Consider the following 16,680-nt stretch of genomic DNA (forward strand, 5'->3'; position numbering starts at 1 on the left):
AAATTCTCATATATGAAATTCGCCATCATCAAAGAACGTAAAAATCCACCAGATCGACGAGTGGTATTCTCTCCCGAAAAATTAGCTGAAGCCCAATTGCAATTTCCTCAAGCTCAGTTTGTAGTAGAATCTTCAGATATACGTGTGTTTTCTGACGAAGAATATCGTAAACAAGGATTTACAGTAACCGATGATGTGTCTGATTGTGATGTGATGATTGGTGTAAAAGAAGTACCTTTAGAGTATTTAATTCCGAATAAAAAATACTTTTACTTTTCGCATACTATAAAAAAACAACCCTATAACAGGAAATTGTTAGTCGATATGCTCAATAAGAATATCGAAATGTACGACCATGAAACGATTGTTAAAAAAAGTGGTGCACGATTAATCGGTTTTGGGCGTTATGCTGGTCTGGTTGGTGCTTATAATGGATTTAGGGCATTAGGTTTACGTGATGGCTTGTTTGAGCTTTCTAAAGTAGAAACACTGGCAGATTTAAAGGAAGTTAAAGCCGAACTTGATAAAATTACCTTACCAAATATTAAAATTCTACTCACAGGAACCGGAAAAGTTGCTATGGGAGCAAAAGAAATCTTAGATCACTTAAACATCAAACAAGTGAGTGATGCATTGTATTTAACCTCACAATTTTCAGAACCAGTGTATGTCATGGCAGATGTTATGGAATACAATAAGCGTATCGATGGTAAAGTAGGCGAAAAGTGGGAGTTTTATAAAAACCCAACAGGTTACGAAAGTAATTTTATGCCATATGCTAAAGAAACCGATTATTTTATTGCTGGGCATTTTTACGGTAATAATGCACCTTATTTATTTACAAGAGAAGACGCTAAGCATCCAGATTTCAGAATTAATTTGGTAGCCGATATTTCTTGTGATATCGACGGTCCAGTTGCAAGTACAATTCGACCATCAACCATTGCAAATCCTTTTTATGGTTATGATCCACATACTGAAACCGAAGTTGCTTTTGACGCAGATGAGGCTATCACAGTAATGGCAGTAGATAATTTGCCTTGTGAATTACCTAAAGATGCAAGTGAAGGTTTTGGTGAGATGTTTTTAGAGCATGTCATTCCAGCTTTTTTTAATGGCGACGAACGTGGTATTTTAAAACGTGCTAAAATTACAACTGCAGATGGTAAATTGACTGAACGATTTAAATACTTACAGGAGTATGTAGAGGTAGGGTAAAACCATTCTAAGTTGTTTTATTTATATACGTTAACTTGAGTCGAGAGATGACTTGACTAATTTTATTTACTTTTAACAAGCAACCTTTAGCTGTAAATTGCATCTATTGGTTATAATCAACATCATAACTCTATGAAAATATTTAAAAGTTTAGTATTTATTGTTCTCGTTTTTACAATATCAACGTGTTCAGAAGACGATAACTGGAATACCGATAAACCAGCAGAACAACAAGAAGAAGACTCCAATTTTTCTGAAAATTTTGGAAGTCCATACAATGCACGTTTTATGGGAAAAGTCATTAACGAAGATAATAATCCTGTTTCTGGTGTTACAATTTCGGTTGGGTCTAGTATAACTACGACAGATACTAATGGAATTTTTTCAATAACAGAGGCTTCTGTTTTTGAGAAGTTTGCTTACATAAAAGCGTCTAAAGAGGGTTTTATTGATGGTTCAAGAGCATTAGTGCCTTCATCAGGAGTTAATCAGGTCACTATTATGTTATTAAGTTTAGATACTACGGCAACTGTAAATTCAGGTGAAACCAGTACTGTAAACTTACCAAATGGAACACAGGTTGTGTTTGATGGGAATTTTGAAAATTTACAAGGTGTTAGTTATAATGGAGCAGTTAAAGTTGTTTTAAAACATTTAAATCCAGACGATAATCGTATGGAGTTACAAATGCCAGGAATGTTATTTGCTGAAAACGCTAACGGAAGTCCGAGAGTATTGGAAACCTATGGTATGATAGCTGTAGAATTACGCAGTGCTTCAAATGAAGAATTGCAGTTAGCTGAAGGTAGTACTGCAACCATATCTGTTCCAGTGCCCTTAAATGTAACAGATACACCTTCAACAATTCCATTATGGTCTTTTGATGAAGAAGGAGGTTACTGGAAAGAAGAAGGTCAAGCTACACTTCAAGGGAATAACTATGTTGGAGAGGTCTCACATTTTTCGTTTTGGAATTGGGATTTTCAATATCCTGCTGTGACACTTTGTATTACGCTTACAGATACCAATGGAAATCCGCTGCCTTACACAGCAATGGATTTGTACTCTCCGGCTTTGGCTTCAACAGGGACTTATGGCTATACAAATATTGATGGTGTAGAGTGTGGATTAGTACCGCAAGATGATGAACTAACTTTAGAGGTTCCAAATTTTGGATGTATTGGAACTAGTTTTACAACAACTATCGGACCTTTTTCTTCAGATGAAAATATTACAATACAAGTGCCTGATGCAGATGCATTAATAACAAATTTTACCGGAACTTTTAATAATTGCTCTGGAGACCCAATCACTAACGGTTACATGCAGTTGGTTTATAATGATTCTACTCAAACTATTCCTATTGATAATGGCATGTTAGATGTATCTATTGCTTATTGTAGTGATGATGTATCATTCTCAGCTTTAGTTGTCGATTTGCTAAACAACCAAACCACAGATGTAACAACGGGTAACTTTACAGTGCCAACTACAGATTTAGGCATGCAAATGTCTTGTGTTGAGTTAACAGATTCAGATAATGATGGTATTTTCGATATCGACGAAGATATTAATGGTGATAACGATTTTGAAAATGATGATAGTGATAACGATGGTATCCCAAATTATTTAGATGAAGACGACGATGGTGATGGAGTGGGCACTGCTGATGAAGATCGTGATAATGATGGCGATCCAACAACAGATGATAGTGATGGCGATCAAATACCAGATTATTTAGATGATTTAGATGTTTTTATTTATGCTGCTGAAACTCCATATTCAGGTTGCGCTCCAAATTTTATAATAGATTTTGATGCTATAATTATGCAAACTTATTCAGGTTTAATAAATAATACTTATTCGTTTTATGTGTTAGAATCTGATGCTGAAGCCGAAACAAATGCTTTGCCAAATCAATTTACAGATGATGGAACTATAGATTCCGTTTTTGTAAGGGCAACTAACACTCTAACAAATCAGTCTGATATTTCTGAATTGTTTTTTTATGAAAACTATGTAGATTCTGACCAAGATGGTTTAACCGATTGTGAAGAAATTACTGGTATTGATGAATTTCCTCAAAATTCTAATTGTAATCCAAACGGAAACATTACCGATCCTAATGATCCAGATAGTGATGATGATGGCTTTGATGATTGTTATGAGGCTTTAATTGGAACAGATCCTAATGATTCAAGTAGTTTTCCTCAAGATTCAGATGGTGATTCTGTTCAAGATTCACAGGAGTTAATCGACGGAACAGATCCAAACGATTGGTGCGATTATAACGATGCTAGTTTTGATTATAGCTTAGTTTGGGATACTTGGTATAGTGCTAATTGTGATGGCGATATATCCGTAAATGAATGTGATCCTGCTCCACTAGATGAATGTGATTTTAATTTGAATTGTAATTTTGGAAGTGTTGAAACTGCAGCATGGAATGCCTTAGATTGCGATGGTGATAGTTATACAAATGGTGAAGAAATGGCAGCAGGTACAGATCCTAGTGATCCAACAGATAATTAGATAAATAATATTCAAACAAAAAAAGGAAAGCATTTGCTTTCCTTTTTTTTATAGGTTTATTTAAATTTTAGAATTTGAAATTGTTTTGAGTGATATATTTTAGTTAAAATGATGAGTGTCAGAATAAGATTTACTTTGAGTTTAATATGTTATTTCTTTTGTCGAAATTTAAAAGTTAACATTTAATTGGAGTTATTAACAAGTATGATATTTGTCATATTCTGATTTCAAAGGTCTGTTAATTTTGTTGAGGTTAATTAATCTTTCAAAATCTCTAATCGATATGATCACTCCAACCTTGAAGAGAAAAACATACACCTATAACGATGTTTTTAAACATGCTTTGCCTTACTTTAATAATGACGAACTTGCTGCAACGACTTGGATTAATAAGTATTGTTTAAAAGATAATCAAGGAAATTACTTAGAAAAAACACCTGATGAGATGCATTTGCGCATGGCAAAAGAATTTGCACGAGTCGAAAAAAAATATGCAGTTAGCCAAGCAGCTCTAGATAATTTGTCGGCATATGGAAAACAACGAAACCCTTTAGACGAAACTAAAATTTATCAATTGTTTAAAGACTTCAAATATGTTATTCCACAAGGAAGTGTGATGTTTGGGTTAGGTAACGACCAAGTTATAGCGTCATTGTCAAATTGTATTGTGGTGCCTTCGGTTTTAGATTCTTATGGAGGTGTTTGTTATACCGATGAACAATTGGCACAATTATTTAAAAGACGTTGTGGAGTAGGAGTGGATTTATCAGAATTGCGTCCTAAAGATGCACAAGTGTCTAATGCAGCTGGTTCTACCACAGGAGCAGTGTCGTTTATGAATCGTTTTTCTAATACGACAAGAGAAGTAGCTCAAAATGGTAGACGAGGTGCTTTAATGCTTACTATGGACGTCAAGCATCCAGATATTGAAGATTTTATTACGATAAAACAGGACTTAACAAAGGTCACAGGAGCTAATATTTCTATACGTTTATCAGACGAGTTTATGCAAGCTGTTGTGAACGATACAAAATTCACCCTTCAATGGCCAATTGAAAGCAAAACACCAACCTATACAAAAGAAATTAATGCTAAGGATTTGTGGCAAAAAATCATAACCTGTGCGCATAATACTGCTGAACCTGGTTTGATTTTTTGGGATAGACAACATCATTATTCAACATCTTCTATATATCCTGAGTTTAAAAATAGCTCTACAAATCCCTGTTCTGAAATCGCTATGCAAGGTGGTGACAGTTGCCGATTGATTGCAGTAAATTTATTCAGTTTTGTTGAGGCACCTTTTACTAAAAAAGCAAAATTTAACTTTAAGAAATTTTATGAAGTTGTTTATGAATCTCAACGTTTGATGGACGACTTGGTCGATTTAGAATTGGAAGCTGTTGAAAAGATTTTAGATAAAATTAATACTGATCCAGAACCTGATACAATTAAACGAACAGAAAAAGAAACTTGGGAGTTATTAAAGGAAACAGGCAGAAAAGGACGACGAACAGGCTTAGGTTTTACAGCTTTAGCTGATGCCATAGCAGGTCTGGGAATCAAGTTTGACACAGATGATGCTTTATCAGTTGTAGATGACATCATGAAAACAAAAATGACTGCTGAATTTGATAGCAGTATAGATATGGCAATTACTAGAGGTCAGTTTGAAGTGTTTAACCGAAATATAGAAGATACCTCTGAGTTTGTACAAATGATGGCAAAAGAATTCCCTGAAACTTATGAAAGAATGATGGAATTTGGTCGTCGTAATATCTCTATTAGTACTGTTGCTCCAACGGGTTCTTTAAGTATGCTGGCTCAAGTGTCTTCTGGTATTGAGCCTGTTTTTTTATTGTCTTACATAAGACGTAGAAAAGTAAATACCAACGACGAAAACTCAAAAGTAGATTTCGTAGATGATTTAGGTGATGGGTTTGAAGAATTTACAGTGTATCATAAAAAGTATGAAACATGGATGAACACCACTGGTAAAACGGAAGTGTTTAAAAGTCCGTATGCTGGAGCTACAGCACCAGAAATCGATTGGAAAAAGCGTGTTGAGATGCAAGCTTTGGTGCAGAAATACACAACACATTCTATCAGTTCAACCATTAATTTAGCATCAGATGTTACTGTAGATTTGGTTGGTGATATTTATATAGATTCTTGGCAAAAAGGACTAAAAGGGATTACAGTTTACAGAGATGGTTCACGAAGTGGAATTTTAGTGTCAACCGATGATGATTCCAAAGAAAAGAACACCAAAGTCACTGAAACTTTAATCGCTAAACGTCCAGATGTTGTTGAAGCAGAAATTGTACGCTTTCATAATGAATCTGAAAAATGGTTAGCTGTAATTGGTTTAGTAGATGGACGACCTTATGAAATTTTTACAGGAAAAATGAAAGATGCGTTTAACCTGCCACAATGGGTTGAAAAAGGTTGGGTCATAAAGAATAGAAATGAAGATGATACCTCTCGATATGATTTTCAATACATTGATAACGAGGGTTATAAGATAACAATTGAAGGTTTGTCACGTTCATTTAATAAAGAATTCTGGAATTATGCCAAACTTATTTCAGGAGTTTTACGTCATGGAATGCCAATTCCTTACGTGGTAGATTTAATTCAGAATTTAAATTTATACGATGACCATATCAATACCTGGAAAAATGGAGTCGCCAGAGCATTAAAACGTTTTGTGCCAGAAGGAGCGGAAGCCGTAGATAAAAAATGTCCGAGTTGTAATGATCCTGAAGGGTTAATTTTTGAAGAAGGTTGCTTAAAATGCAAAAGTTGCGGGCATTCAAAATGTGGTTAAAACCTACTTATAATTTTATTGAATATATCATTGTAAAATACAAATACGAACAGATTTTTTTAAACCTTGTCATAGTTTTGTTGAATTGATGTCAGCTTAAATATGATAAGGTTTTTTGTTTAGATAATAAACTTTAAATTTGGTATGTCGCTTAAGGCTTTCAAACTGAAACTTAAAAATACGGACTACTATTTTGAAACCAGCAGAAGCTTATATTTTAAAACAATCAGAACCATTCAAGTCTATATTATTGCACTTGCAAATTCTTATTGAGCATACATTTCCTGAAGCTGAATTGAAATATAAATGGCGAATTCCGTGTTATTATGTGAATTCAAGACCAATATGCTATTTGAATCAGAGTAAAGATTATGTCGACGTTGGGTTTTGGCATTCGGCTCATTTAACAAAATATACCGAACACATGGTTTCTGAAAACCGTAAAGTTGTTAGGTCAATGCGTTACAAACAGCCTGAAGATATCAACGATGACTTATTTATTCTCATTCTGAAAGAAGTAGAGCAACATAAGAATAAGTCGTTTTTAAAGTAGTTAAAGCTCTTTAAATACAATGTAAGTATCAAAAACTTTTCCTTTAAAAGATGTTTTCTGTTTTTTTTCTACATCATAAAAATGTGAATCAAAGAACTCAAGTGCTGTAGTACTGATGTCAGATTTTATAACGTCATGACCATTCATTGACACTTGAGATTCCATTATTCGTAATAATTTAGAGCCTATGGTTTGACGCTGAAAATCTTTATGAACAAATATGTTTTCCAGATAGTATCCGTTTTTTAAATAGGAAAAACCAACAATTTGATTGTTGATTTCAGCGACCAAGAAATAGAATTTTTTAATCCGATCTTGCCACTTTTTGATATCATCTGCTCCTTTTGACCAAGCATCAACTTGAGTTTCAGAATAATCCTTAGAATTAACAACTCTAATGGTATCTCTGTAAATGGTAGTAATTTCTGGCAAATCATCCTGAGTCGCTTCTCTAAAATCTAAACCTTCTATCATTGTTACGAATTTGAATTCAAGTATTGCTTACCAACTACTAAAGATTATTAATTGTTTTTCTAATAGCAACTAGGTTGGTCAATAATTTTTCTAGATTATCAAGATGTAACATATTTGCACCATCACTTTTAGCATTTGCAGGATCAAAATGGGTTTCTATAAACAAACCATCTACATTGTTAACAATACCAGCTCTGGCAATAGTTTCAATCATATCTGGTCGTCCACCAGTAACACCAATACTTTGATTAGGTTGCTGTAACGAGTGTGTGACATCTAAAACTGTCGGAGCAAATTGACGCATGGTTGGAATACCTCTAAAATCGACAATCATATCTTGGTAGCCAAACATGGTTCCACGATCTGTAATCCAGACTTTTTTATTTCCAGAATCTTTTACTTTTTGTGTAGCATGTTTCATCGATTCAGGACTCATAAACTGACCTTTCTTTAAATTTACAACTTTACCTGTTTTGGCTGCAGCGACAACTAAATCGGTCTGGCGAACTAAAAATGCTGGAATTTGTAATACGTCAACATATTCTGCTGCCATAGTTGCATCAGAAACTTCATGAATATCAGTGACTGTTGGGATGTCAAATGTTTCAGAAACTTTTTTAAGAATTTTCAGCGCTTTTTCATCACCAATTCCTGTAAAACTATCTATGCGACTGCGATTAGCTTTTTTAAAACTTCCTTTAAATACATATGGAATTTTTAAATTACTGGTAATACCAACAACTTTTTCGGCAATACGCAATGCCATATCTTCACTTTCTATAGCGCAAGGACCACAAAGTAAAAAAAAGTTATTTGAGTTGAGGTGATTGAGTTTCGGAACGTCTTGAAGATTCATTGAACTTAAGTTTCAAATTAAAGCGCAAAGTTACGAAAATATAACGCGTTATTTACCGATTTAAATTCTAGAATTTCGAGATATTATATTTAAAAAGCACGTTTCATACTATTACGAATCATCCATAAAGACATGACAAAATTTGCAGCTACAAAAAGCCCACCATAAACCATAAGTTGCTTTATGCTAAACGACAAGTTCACAATATTAAGCAAGTCTGAGAGGTATGCTAAGATAAGGTAAGACGATATACATACAAAGGTAATTCCCAAAGTGAAATTAAGATTTTTACTGGGTCTTATCAGTTGCCATATAAATGGAATGCTAAATAGAAGAATTGGATATGCTGTAACACCAGAACTTCTGTTTACGTCTGTAAACCAATATGCAATTACCGCAATAAAGTAGAGGTAAGGAATAAATTTTGAATATCTACTAATCAGTTTCATCTGTTCAATATTTTTTAATTATCAGATGTAAATTGCTCGAAAAATGGCTGGTTGAAGTGGCTATTTACTATTAATCAATTACAGAACGTAAATTACAAACTGAAATTATATCTTAAAATAATTATAACATTTAATTAACTAAATAATAGTGTTGAGATATTTCGATTTGCTCAAGTATAGCTTGAGTTTTGAACTTATTCATTAATAATTATCAGCAAGTATTAAAATATTAAACGGAATCACTTTTTAAACAGGAATTTAACGTACCTTTGCACGCTTAAAATAAGGCATCATTATGGCTAATATCAAAAACATTGCAATTATTGCACACGTCGATCATGGTAAAACAACTTTGGTTGATAAAATAATGTATCACTGTCAGTTATTTCGTGAAAACGAAAACACAGGAGATTTAATTCTAGATAATAACGATTTAGAACGTGAAAGGGGAATTACAATTACATCTAAAAACGTATCTGTAATTTACAAAGACACAAAAATTAATATTATTGACACACCTGGTCACGCCGATTTTGGTGGTGAAGTTGAACGCGTGTTGAACATGGCAGATGGTGTATTACTTTTAGTTGATGCTTTTGAGGGTCCGATGCCGCAAACGCGTTTTGTATTGCAGAAGGCAATCGATTTAGGATTAAAACCTTGTGTGGTTATTAATAAAGTTGATAAAGAAAACTGTACGCCAGACGAAGTTCACGAAAAGGTATTTGATTTGATGTTCGAATTAGGAGCAGAAGAGTGGCAATTAGACTTTCCAACGGTTTATGGTTCAGCAAAAAACAACTGGATGAGTGACGATTGGCAAAATGAAACGGAAAATATCGAGCCCCTTTTAGACATGGTAATCGATCATATTCCTGCTCCAAAAATTGAAGAAGGAACAACACAGATGCTCATTACATCACTTGATTTCTCATCGTTTACGGGTCGTATTGCAATTGGACGTTTAACACGCGGACAATTAAAAGCAGGTCAGAATATCTCGTTAGTGAAACGTGATAAAACGGTTGTAAAATCTAAAATTAAAGAACTTCATGTATTTGAAGGACTTGGTAGAAAAAAGGTAGACGAAGTTCAAACTGGAGATATTTGTGCCATTGTTGGATTAGAAGGATTTGAAATTGGAGACACAGTAGCTGATTGGGAAACTCCAGAAGGTTTAAAAACCATAGCTATTGATGAGCCAACCATGAGTATGTTGTTTACTATTAATGATTCTCCTTTCTTTGGAAAAGATGGAAAATATGTAACATCACGTCATATTAAAGAAAGACTGACTAAAGAATTAGAAAAAAACTTAGCCCTTAGAGTTGAAGAAACAGACAGTGCAGATAAGTTTATGGTGTTTGGTCGTGGCGTTTTACACTTATCGGTTTTAATTGAAACCATGCGTCGTGAAGGTTATGAATTGCAAATTGGTCAGCCTCAGGTAATCATCAAGGAAATTGATGGTGTAAAATGTGAACCAGTTGAAGAAATGACAATCGATTTACCTGAAACAGTTTCTGGTAAAGCCATTGAAATGGTAACAATGCGTAAAGGAGAAATGCTAAGCATGGAAGCTAAAGGCGAACGAATGGTATGTCAGTTTATCGTACCATCAAGAGGTATCATTGGTTTACGTAACCAATTATTAACAGCCACTGCTGGTGAAGCGATTATGGCGCATCGTTTTAAAGAATACCAACCTTTAAAAGGTGGAATTCCAGAACGTCAAAATGGATCTTTAGTGTCTATGGAAAAAGGACAGGCCATTCCTTATTCAATCGATAAATTACAGGAAAGAGGTAAGTTTTTTATTGATCCAGGTGAAGATATTTATGAAGGTCAGGTCATTGGTGAAAACTCTCGTGGTGATGACATGGCTGTTAATGTCACTAAAACTAAAAAATTAAGTAACGTACGTTCTTCAGGTGCTGATGACAAGGCAAAGATTGTACCTGCAATAAAATTTTCTTTAGAGGAAGCTTTAGAGTATATTCAAAAAGATGAATATGTAGAAGTAACTCCTAATCATTTAAGATTGCGTAAAATTTACTTAACAGAAGTTGAGCGTAAACGTAATAAGAGTATATAAATACTTAGTCGATGCAAAAAAGAGGAATTCAAATTTTGAATTCCTCTTTTTTGTTTAAAAGACTTATTAGTTTATGACAAAAGTATTACTTTACAAAAATTAATGTAGATTAAAGTTTATGGACATCTTAAAGCTTTCTATTATCATACCTGCTTATAATGAGTCTGAAACAATTCATTTGATTTTGGATAAGATAAAAAAAGTTAAACTCATTAAAGATATAGCTAAAGAAATTATTGTCGTAAATGATTTTAGTAGTGACCTTACAAAAGAACGTATTCTTTCATACATTAAAGTAAATCCTGAGTTGAATATACATTATTATGAGCATGATAAGAATAAAGGTAAAGGAGCTGCAATACATACTGGTATTTCTAAAGCTAGTGGAGAATGTTTAATCGTACAAGATGCAGATTTAGAATATGATCCAGAAGAGTACAATAGGCTTTTAAAACCAATAAATGATGGTTTTGCAGATGTTGTATATGGATCACGTTTTATGGGAAGTCAACCACATAGAGTGCTTTTTTTCTGGCACACAATAGGCAATAAGTTTCTTACATTTCTTTCAAATATGTTGTCGAACTTAAACCTTACAGATATGGAAACCTGTTATAAACTGTTTAAGACGAGTATTATTAAAGATATTCAGTTAAAAGAGAAAAGGTTTGGATTCGAGCCAGAAGTGACCATGAAAATATCAAAAATTCCTAAAATCCGAATTTATGAAGTTGGAATTTCATATTATGGACGAACATATGAAGAAGGTAAAAAAATTGGGTGGCGAGATGGATTTAGAGCTATTTATTGCATTGTAAAATATAGTATCGTTCATTAATAAAACAAGTTAATATCCTTTTGTTTTTCTCATTTTAAATTCTCGTGTTAATAATTGTATTAGAATGATAAAGCATAAAAAAATTAATGGATAATTATAAAATAAAAGCCTTGGTATAGAGTAAGTAAAAAGAGCACTTATCATTGCGTTAAGGATAGATAGGCTAGAAAAAATAAACAATACTGAATGCCATTTGCTGTAAGAAAATATGAGCTTTATCAAGCTGAAAATAAAAGCGAAAACGATGGTTGTAAATATAAACCAATTATTAAATCCATGTAGAATATTTGCAAAATAGAGTTGAATCCATTTTTTAAAATTTTGTTTTATGAGGATGAAAGTTAAATTTTTGCATGTTTTATCTATATCGTAATAGGCTTTGGCATATGTAATTTGTTTCTTCAATAAGGCTGGTGAATTTTTTTGTAAATAATACTTTTTTCCAGATTCATGTATTGTTAAATTACAAATAGTGGTTAAGTTTTTTTGAAAGTGATCATATTGTTGCCTATAGTTTTCAGCTTTATTTTGAGATAATAATAGTTTTTGCTGGACAAGAGATTCATAGCAAGATTTAAAAATTGCTTTATCATCTTCATTTGTAATGAAGTTTATGTCATCACTATTAGCAACGTAAAATGCAGATGTAGATGTGTTAACAAAACCAAAAGGAGTAGTCATAAAAATGCCATCTTTTAGTTTGTGATAACTCAATTCTCCCAACACTGCCACAATCGGAATTAAAAGTAATATGGACAAATGGATTAAATGTGGTTTTTTAAAAACCTGTTTTCTGTTCTGAAGAAAATATACGAACGCAAAAATTAAAGAGGTAAAAAGGAATTGTCCTCTGGTAAAGACTAAAGCTAAAAACGTTATAATGACGAACTTTAAAACTTTTGTATTATGGTTGAAAAGGAATTCTAAATTTAAGGCTACAAAAAGTAAATACAACGAATAACTTAAACCTTCAGGGCAAACATTATTGGCAATATGAAGCGGACTGAAAAAAGGAAAAAGCAATACGACAAGTAGCACAAAAAATAAAATGGTGTTTAAACTAAGAATTTTCGCAACCTTTTTTAAGAAAAAATTTACAGCAAATAAGCCAAAAACAGATTGAAAACCTATAATGGCAAGGTCAAAATTATCAGAAAAAAGGAATGTTATAGTCTTAACAAAGATCACATAACCTAAATGCCTGTAAGGAAGAGCTAATAAGTAGCTGGAAGTATCAGGTGAGTAAATTGCCTCTTTAGTGATTAAAGAAAAAAAAACAATACAATAAACAGCCAATAAAATGGTGTTTTCTTTTAGAATATTTTTTAGTTTCAAAAAAGCAACGTTTATATACTTCAAATATAAATAATTGAATCTAAAACAGACTTTAACAATGAAAATATTGTAATTTAGATTTTTAATACCTACCAATTTCTAATATAGAATTTACGCATTGAACAACTATTCAATCAAAGCATACCATTCAGAATTTAAAAACCAATGGAATGAATTTGTAGCAAATTCTCAAAATGCAACATTTTTATTCCATAGAGATTTTATGGAGTATCATCAAGATCGATTTGAAGACTTCTCTTTAATGGTATATGCCGGAAATAAATTACTTGCCATTTTTCCTGCAAATAAAGTCAATGGCACAGTACATTCACATCAAGGATTAACTTATGGTGGTCTGTTTTTTAGAGATCAATTAAATTTAAAAGATGTTGAAGTCGTTATTGCAAAACTTTTAGAATTTTTAAAAACTCATAAGATTCGATCTGTAATCGTTAAATTATTACCTGAATTTTACCATTTTGAATCCTTTAAAACAATCTGTGATTTGCAAAACTTTAAGAATACTTCAATTCTCAAACAGAATATTGTAATGGCTATTGATTATCATCAGGATTTTAAGATTAATAAAACGAAAATCAAGCGATTTAAGAAACTTCAGACAAATGGATATTCTATTAAAGAAGGACAGTTGGAATTTAATGTGTTTTGGAACAGGCTTTTAGTAAAACGATTAGCAGAAAAACACAACTCGAAGCCTGTACATAGCTTGTCTGAAATAGCATATTTGCACAGTAAATTTGAAGATGAGATTCTACAATACAACATCTATCGAGATGAAGAAATTTTAGCTGGAATTACCATATTTAAAAAGGGAAAAATCGTGAAGTCTCAATATGGTATGGCTTCAATTGAAGGAGAAAAGGTAAATGCGTTAGACATGCTATTCGTATTTCTAATTTATAAATTTAAAGAAGAAGGTATGCAATATTTTTCGATGGGAACTGTTAGTAATGACACGAAACTGGGCTATAGTAAAGGCATGCTGAACCAGAAAAAGGAATTAGGCTGTGACCAATACGTACAAAACATTTTGAAAATAGAGATGAATGATTAAATTTCTTGACTTACATAAATTAAATGCCAGATATGAAGATGAATTTGCTTCAAAATTCAAGTTATTTTTAAATTCTGGACATTACATTCTAGGAAGTGAAGTGCACTCTTTTGAAACCAACTTTTCTGACTATTGTGGTACAAAATATTGCATAGGAGTTGCCAATGGTTTAGATGCACTTACTCTAATTTTTAAAGCCTATATCGAACTTGGAAGATTACATCCATCAGACGAAATTATTGTACCTGCTAATACGTACATAGCAACAATAGTATCTATTATAAATGTAGGCTTGAAACCTATTCTTGTAGAGCCAGATGAATCAACTTTCAATATATCGCCTTCCGAAGTAGAAAAACACATTACTCCTAAAGTAAAAGGCATTCTTGCAGTTCATTTGTATGGTCAGCTAGCAGATATGAAACGAATTAATAGCATCGCAAAAAAACATAAGCTCTTAGTTGTGGAAGATGCAGCACAAGCTCATGGAGCAGTATCAGATCATGAAGCTAAAAAGGCAGGTGATTTGAGCGATGCAGCTGGATTTAGCTTTTATCCTTCAAAAAATCTAGGAGCCTTAGGAGATGCTGGAGCAGTAACTACCAATAGCACAGAATTAGCTGCTAAGATTAAACTATTGCGTAATTATGGGAGTTCTAAAAAATACATTAATGAAACGATAGGTATTAATAGCCGTTTAGACGAATTACAAGCCGCTTTTTTGAATATAAAACTTAATCATCTCGATGAAGACAATAAAAGAAGACGTGATATTGCTAAGATGTATTTGAAAAATATTAAAAATAAGAACATTCAGCTTCCCACATACAAGCATTCTGAAAATCATGTGTTTCATGTATTTGTGGTTCGCGTTACAGACAGGTCAAAGTTTACCTCATATTTAGAAAATAATGGTGTAGGTTATCTGATTCATTATCCAACTCCTCCTCATAAGCAAAAAGCACTATTGACTTTTAAAACCTTATATTTGCCAATAACAGAATCTATTCATAACTCTGTGGTGAGTATACCAATAAGTCCGGTAATGACAAATGAAGACGTTCAAACTGTTATTAAAGTCCTAAATCAATACTAATTGAAAAAGCTTATCAAGTACATTAATACCAATGTGCTGTTTAAAGTAGCACATCTTAATTCGGCGACTATTGCAACCAAAATAATTGCTGGAGTTTTAACTTCTAAAGCTATAGCAATATTTATTGGAGTAGAAGGGATGGCACTTATTGGTAATTTGAGAAATTTCTTAAGCGCAATACAATCCTTTGCCATTCTTGGCTTTTATAATGGATTTGTAAAAACAATAGGAAAATGTAAAGAGGATGCTTTAGAACTGAGTAAAACAATTTCTACAACGTATTACTTAGGATTCTTTTCAACGATTTTAATGTCTTTTATATGCTATTATAATGCAGATTTTATAAATGATTTTCTGTTTTCTGAAAACTATAATTATGCCTATGTCATTCGGGTTTTAGCTTTAGCATTGCCATTTTATTCTTTGAACATGTTCTGTTTTGGTATCATGAACGGATTTTCAAATTTTAAAATGTTATTGATTATTAACATTATTGGTCAGATTCTCGGACTTGCAATTACCTTATATCTTATTTACATAGAACATATTGATGGAGCTTTGGTTGCAGCCGTAATTGCACCTTCGCTCATATTTTTAATCACTTTGGTTGGTATCATCAACCGAAGAAGCTTAATGTCTCAAATTAAGATATCGCATGTCAGTTTAAGTGTTTTAAAAACATTTGCTCCTTATGCTGTGATGGCTTTGGTAACGGCTATAGCATTACCCTTTGTCTCTATATTGATTCGAAATTTTATCATTGAAGAATTAGGTATAAAACAAGCAGGATACTGGGAAGCTATGAACAGAATATCAGATTATTACCTGATGTTTGTAACGTCTATAATGACACTTTATATCATTCCGAGATTTAGTGAAATTGATAACAAAAGAGAATTTAGATCTGAGGTCTTCGGTTTCTATAAATCTGTAATGCCCATTTTTGGATTGGGATTATTAGTTATTTACCTTTTAAGACCTTTTGTGGTAAGCTTAGTATTCTCAGAAGATTTTCAGCCTGTTGAGCACTTATTTTTATGGCAATTGTTAGGCGATTTTGTAAAAGTGCTATCCATTGTAATTGCTTACCAGTTTTTAGCAAAAAAGATGTTTGCACAATTTATCATCATCGAAATTTTTCTGGTGATAATGTTGTACTTAACAAGTGTGTATTTAATAGAGCTTTACGGAATAGAAGGAGCAGTTATGGGACACTTTTTTAGTTACTTAATGCATTTTCTTGTGGTGTTGTTGGTGTTTAGTAATTCGCTTTTTGGAATAATTACTGAAGACAAGAAGTAATAGTAATAATTACCTTATTTTTATATG

At 32.7% G+C, this 16,680-nt stretch carries 13 protein-coding genes; 9 read left to right on the top strand and 4 right to left on the bottom strand.

What is annotated here, in order from left to right; translation table 11 throughout:
• The first annotated feature begins 12 nt into the window (after nt 1-12).
• From ACRHNM_RS10860 to ACRHNM_RS10875, 4 genes are all read left to right on the top strand, one after another.
• Nucleotides 13-1,218 (top strand): NAD(P)-dependent oxidoreductase, encoded by a 1,206-nt coding sequence (locus ACRHNM_RS10860; protein WP_431136464.1) that lies wholly within the window; start codon nt 13-15, stop codon nt 1,216-1,218.
• A 132-nt stretch (nt 1,219-1,350) separates the two neighbouring features.
• Complete coding sequence (locus ACRHNM_RS10865) at nt 1,351-3,750, top strand: hypothetical protein (RefSeq protein ID WP_431136466.1); 2,400 nt, start codon at nt 1,351-1,353, stop codon at nt 3,748-3,750.
• A 283-nt stretch (nt 3,751-4,033) separates the two neighbouring features.
• Complete coding sequence (locus ACRHNM_RS10870) at nt 4,034-6,580, top strand: adenosylcobalamin-dependent ribonucleoside-diphosphate reductase (protein ID WP_431136467.1); 2,547 nt, start codon at nt 4,034-4,036, stop codon at nt 6,578-6,580.
• Between the two features lie 193 nt (nt 6,581-6,773).
• Entirely contained in the window at nt 6,774-7,133 is a 360-nt protein-coding gene (locus tag ACRHNM_RS10875) for a DUF1801 domain-containing protein (RefSeq protein WP_431136469.1), read from the top strand.
• Here the strand turns inward: ACRHNM_RS10875 and ACRHNM_RS10880 are convergent, their stop codons facing one another.
• The 3 genes from ACRHNM_RS10880 to ACRHNM_RS10890 all read right to left on the bottom strand — a co-directional run bounded on the left by ACRHNM_RS10880 (nt 7,134) and on the right by ACRHNM_RS10890 (nt 8,912).
• Nucleotides 7,134-7,607 carry a GNAT family N-acetyltransferase gene (locus tag ACRHNM_RS10880; protein ID WP_431136471.1) on the bottom strand — a complete coding sequence of 158 codons (474 nt, stop codon included), beginning with the start codon at nt 7,605-7,607 and terminating at the stop codon, nt 7,134-7,136.
• A 37-nt stretch (nt 7,608-7,644) separates the two neighbouring features.
• Complete coding sequence (gene kdsA / locus ACRHNM_RS10885; protein WP_431136473.1) at nt 7,645-8,463, bottom strand: 3-deoxy-8-phosphooctulonate synthase; 819 nt, start codon at nt 8,461-8,463, stop codon at nt 7,645-7,647.
• An 89-nt stretch (nt 8,464-8,552) separates the two neighbouring features.
• Nucleotides 8,553-8,912, bottom strand: a complete 360-nt coding sequence (locus ACRHNM_RS10890) for a hypothetical protein (protein WP_431136475.1) — start codon at nt 8,910-8,912, stop codon at nt 8,553-8,555.
• Between the two features lie 295 nt (nt 8,913-9,207).
• Between ACRHNM_RS10890 and typA the strand changes: the two genes are divergently transcribed.
• Together typA and ACRHNM_RS10900 are read left to right on the top strand one after the other, a co-directional pair.
• Nucleotides 9,208-11,007: a translational GTPase TypA gene (typA, locus tag ACRHNM_RS10895; protein ID WP_431136477.1), complete on the top strand. Its 1,800-nt coding sequence runs from the start codon at nt 9,208-9,210 to the stop codon at nt 11,005-11,007.
• Nucleotides 11,008-11,125: 118 nt separating this feature from the next.
• A complete protein-coding gene (locus ACRHNM_RS10900; RefSeq protein WP_431136479.1) occupies nt 11,126-11,845 on the top strand; it encodes a glycosyltransferase family 2 protein in 720 nt (239 codons plus the stop codon).
• A 9-nt stretch (nt 11,846-11,854) separates the two neighbouring features.
• On the opposite strand, the gene ACRHNM_RS10905 is transcribed toward ACRHNM_RS10900, so the two are convergent.
• Nucleotides 11,855-13,180 carry a hypothetical protein gene (locus ACRHNM_RS10905; RefSeq protein WP_431136481.1) on the bottom strand — a complete coding sequence of 442 codons (1,326 nt, stop codon included), beginning with the start codon at nt 13,178-13,180 and terminating at the stop codon, nt 11,855-11,857.
• A gap of 118 nt (nt 13,181-13,298) precedes the next feature.
• Between ACRHNM_RS10905 and ACRHNM_RS10910 the strand changes: the two genes are divergently transcribed.
• Genes ACRHNM_RS10910 through ACRHNM_RS10920 form a run of 3 tightly spaced genes read left to right on the top strand, consistent with a single transcriptional unit; the run spans nt 13,299 to nt 16,653 of the window.
• Nucleotides 13,299-14,255, top strand: coding sequence for a FemAB family protein (locus tag ACRHNM_RS10910; RefSeq protein ID WP_431136482.1), 957 nt, complete (start codon nt 13,299-13,301; stop codon nt 14,253-14,255).
• On the top strand, nt 14,248-15,351 hold the full coding sequence (locus ACRHNM_RS10915; RefSeq protein ID WP_431136484.1) for a DegT/DnrJ/EryC1/StrS family aminotransferase: 1,104 nt from the start codon (nt 14,248-14,250) through the stop codon (nt 15,349-15,351). The genes ACRHNM_RS10910 and ACRHNM_RS10915 overlap by 8 nt, the downstream gene beginning before the upstream one ends.
• On the top strand, nt 15,352-16,653 hold the full coding sequence (locus ACRHNM_RS10920; RefSeq protein WP_431136486.1) for an O-antigen translocase: 1,302 nt from the start codon (nt 15,352-15,354) through the stop codon (nt 16,651-16,653).
• The last annotated feature ends 27 nt before the right edge of the window (nt 16,654-16,680 follow it).

Source organism: Psychroserpens mesophilus, from assembly GCF_050617655.1.
Classification (GTDB): domain Bacteria; phylum Bacteroidota; class Bacteroidia; order Flavobacteriales; family Flavobacteriaceae; genus Psychroserpens; species Psychroserpens mesophilus_A.

What these genes read in the sequence shown, in the direction of transcription:
- ACRHNM_RS10860 (WP_431136464.1), top strand. Translation starts at nt 13, where the DNA reads ATGAAATTCGCCATCATCAAAGAACGTAAAAATCCACCAGATCGACGA.
- ACRHNM_RS10865 (WP_431136466.1), top strand. Translation starts at nt 1,351, where the DNA reads ATGAAAATATTTAAAAGTTTAGTATTTATTGTTCTCGTTTTTACAATA.
- ACRHNM_RS10870 (WP_431136467.1), top strand. Translation starts at nt 4,034, where the DNA reads ATGATCACTCCAACCTTGAAGAGAAAAACATACACCTATAACGATGTT.
- ACRHNM_RS10880 (WP_431136471.1), bottom strand. Translation starts at nt 7,607, where the DNA reads ATGATAGAAGGTTTAGATTTTAGAGAAGCGACTCAGGATGATTTGCCA.
- kdsA (WP_431136473.1), bottom strand. Translation starts at nt 8,463, where the DNA reads ATGAATCTTCAAGACGTTCCGAAACTCAATCACCTCAACTCAAATAAC.
- ACRHNM_RS10890 (WP_431136475.1), bottom strand. Translation starts at nt 8,912, where the DNA reads ATGAAACTGATTAGTAGATATTCAAAATTTATTCCTTACCTCTACTTT.
- typA (WP_431136477.1), top strand. Translation starts at nt 9,208, where the DNA reads ATGGCTAATATCAAAAACATTGCAATTATTGCACACGTCGATCATGGT.
- ACRHNM_RS10900 (WP_431136479.1), top strand. Translation starts at nt 11,126, where the DNA reads ATGGACATCTTAAAGCTTTCTATTATCATACCTGCTTATAATGAGTCT.
- ACRHNM_RS10915 (WP_431136484.1), top strand. Translation starts at nt 14,248, where the DNA reads ATGATTAAATTTCTTGACTTACATAAATTAAATGCCAGATATGAAGAT.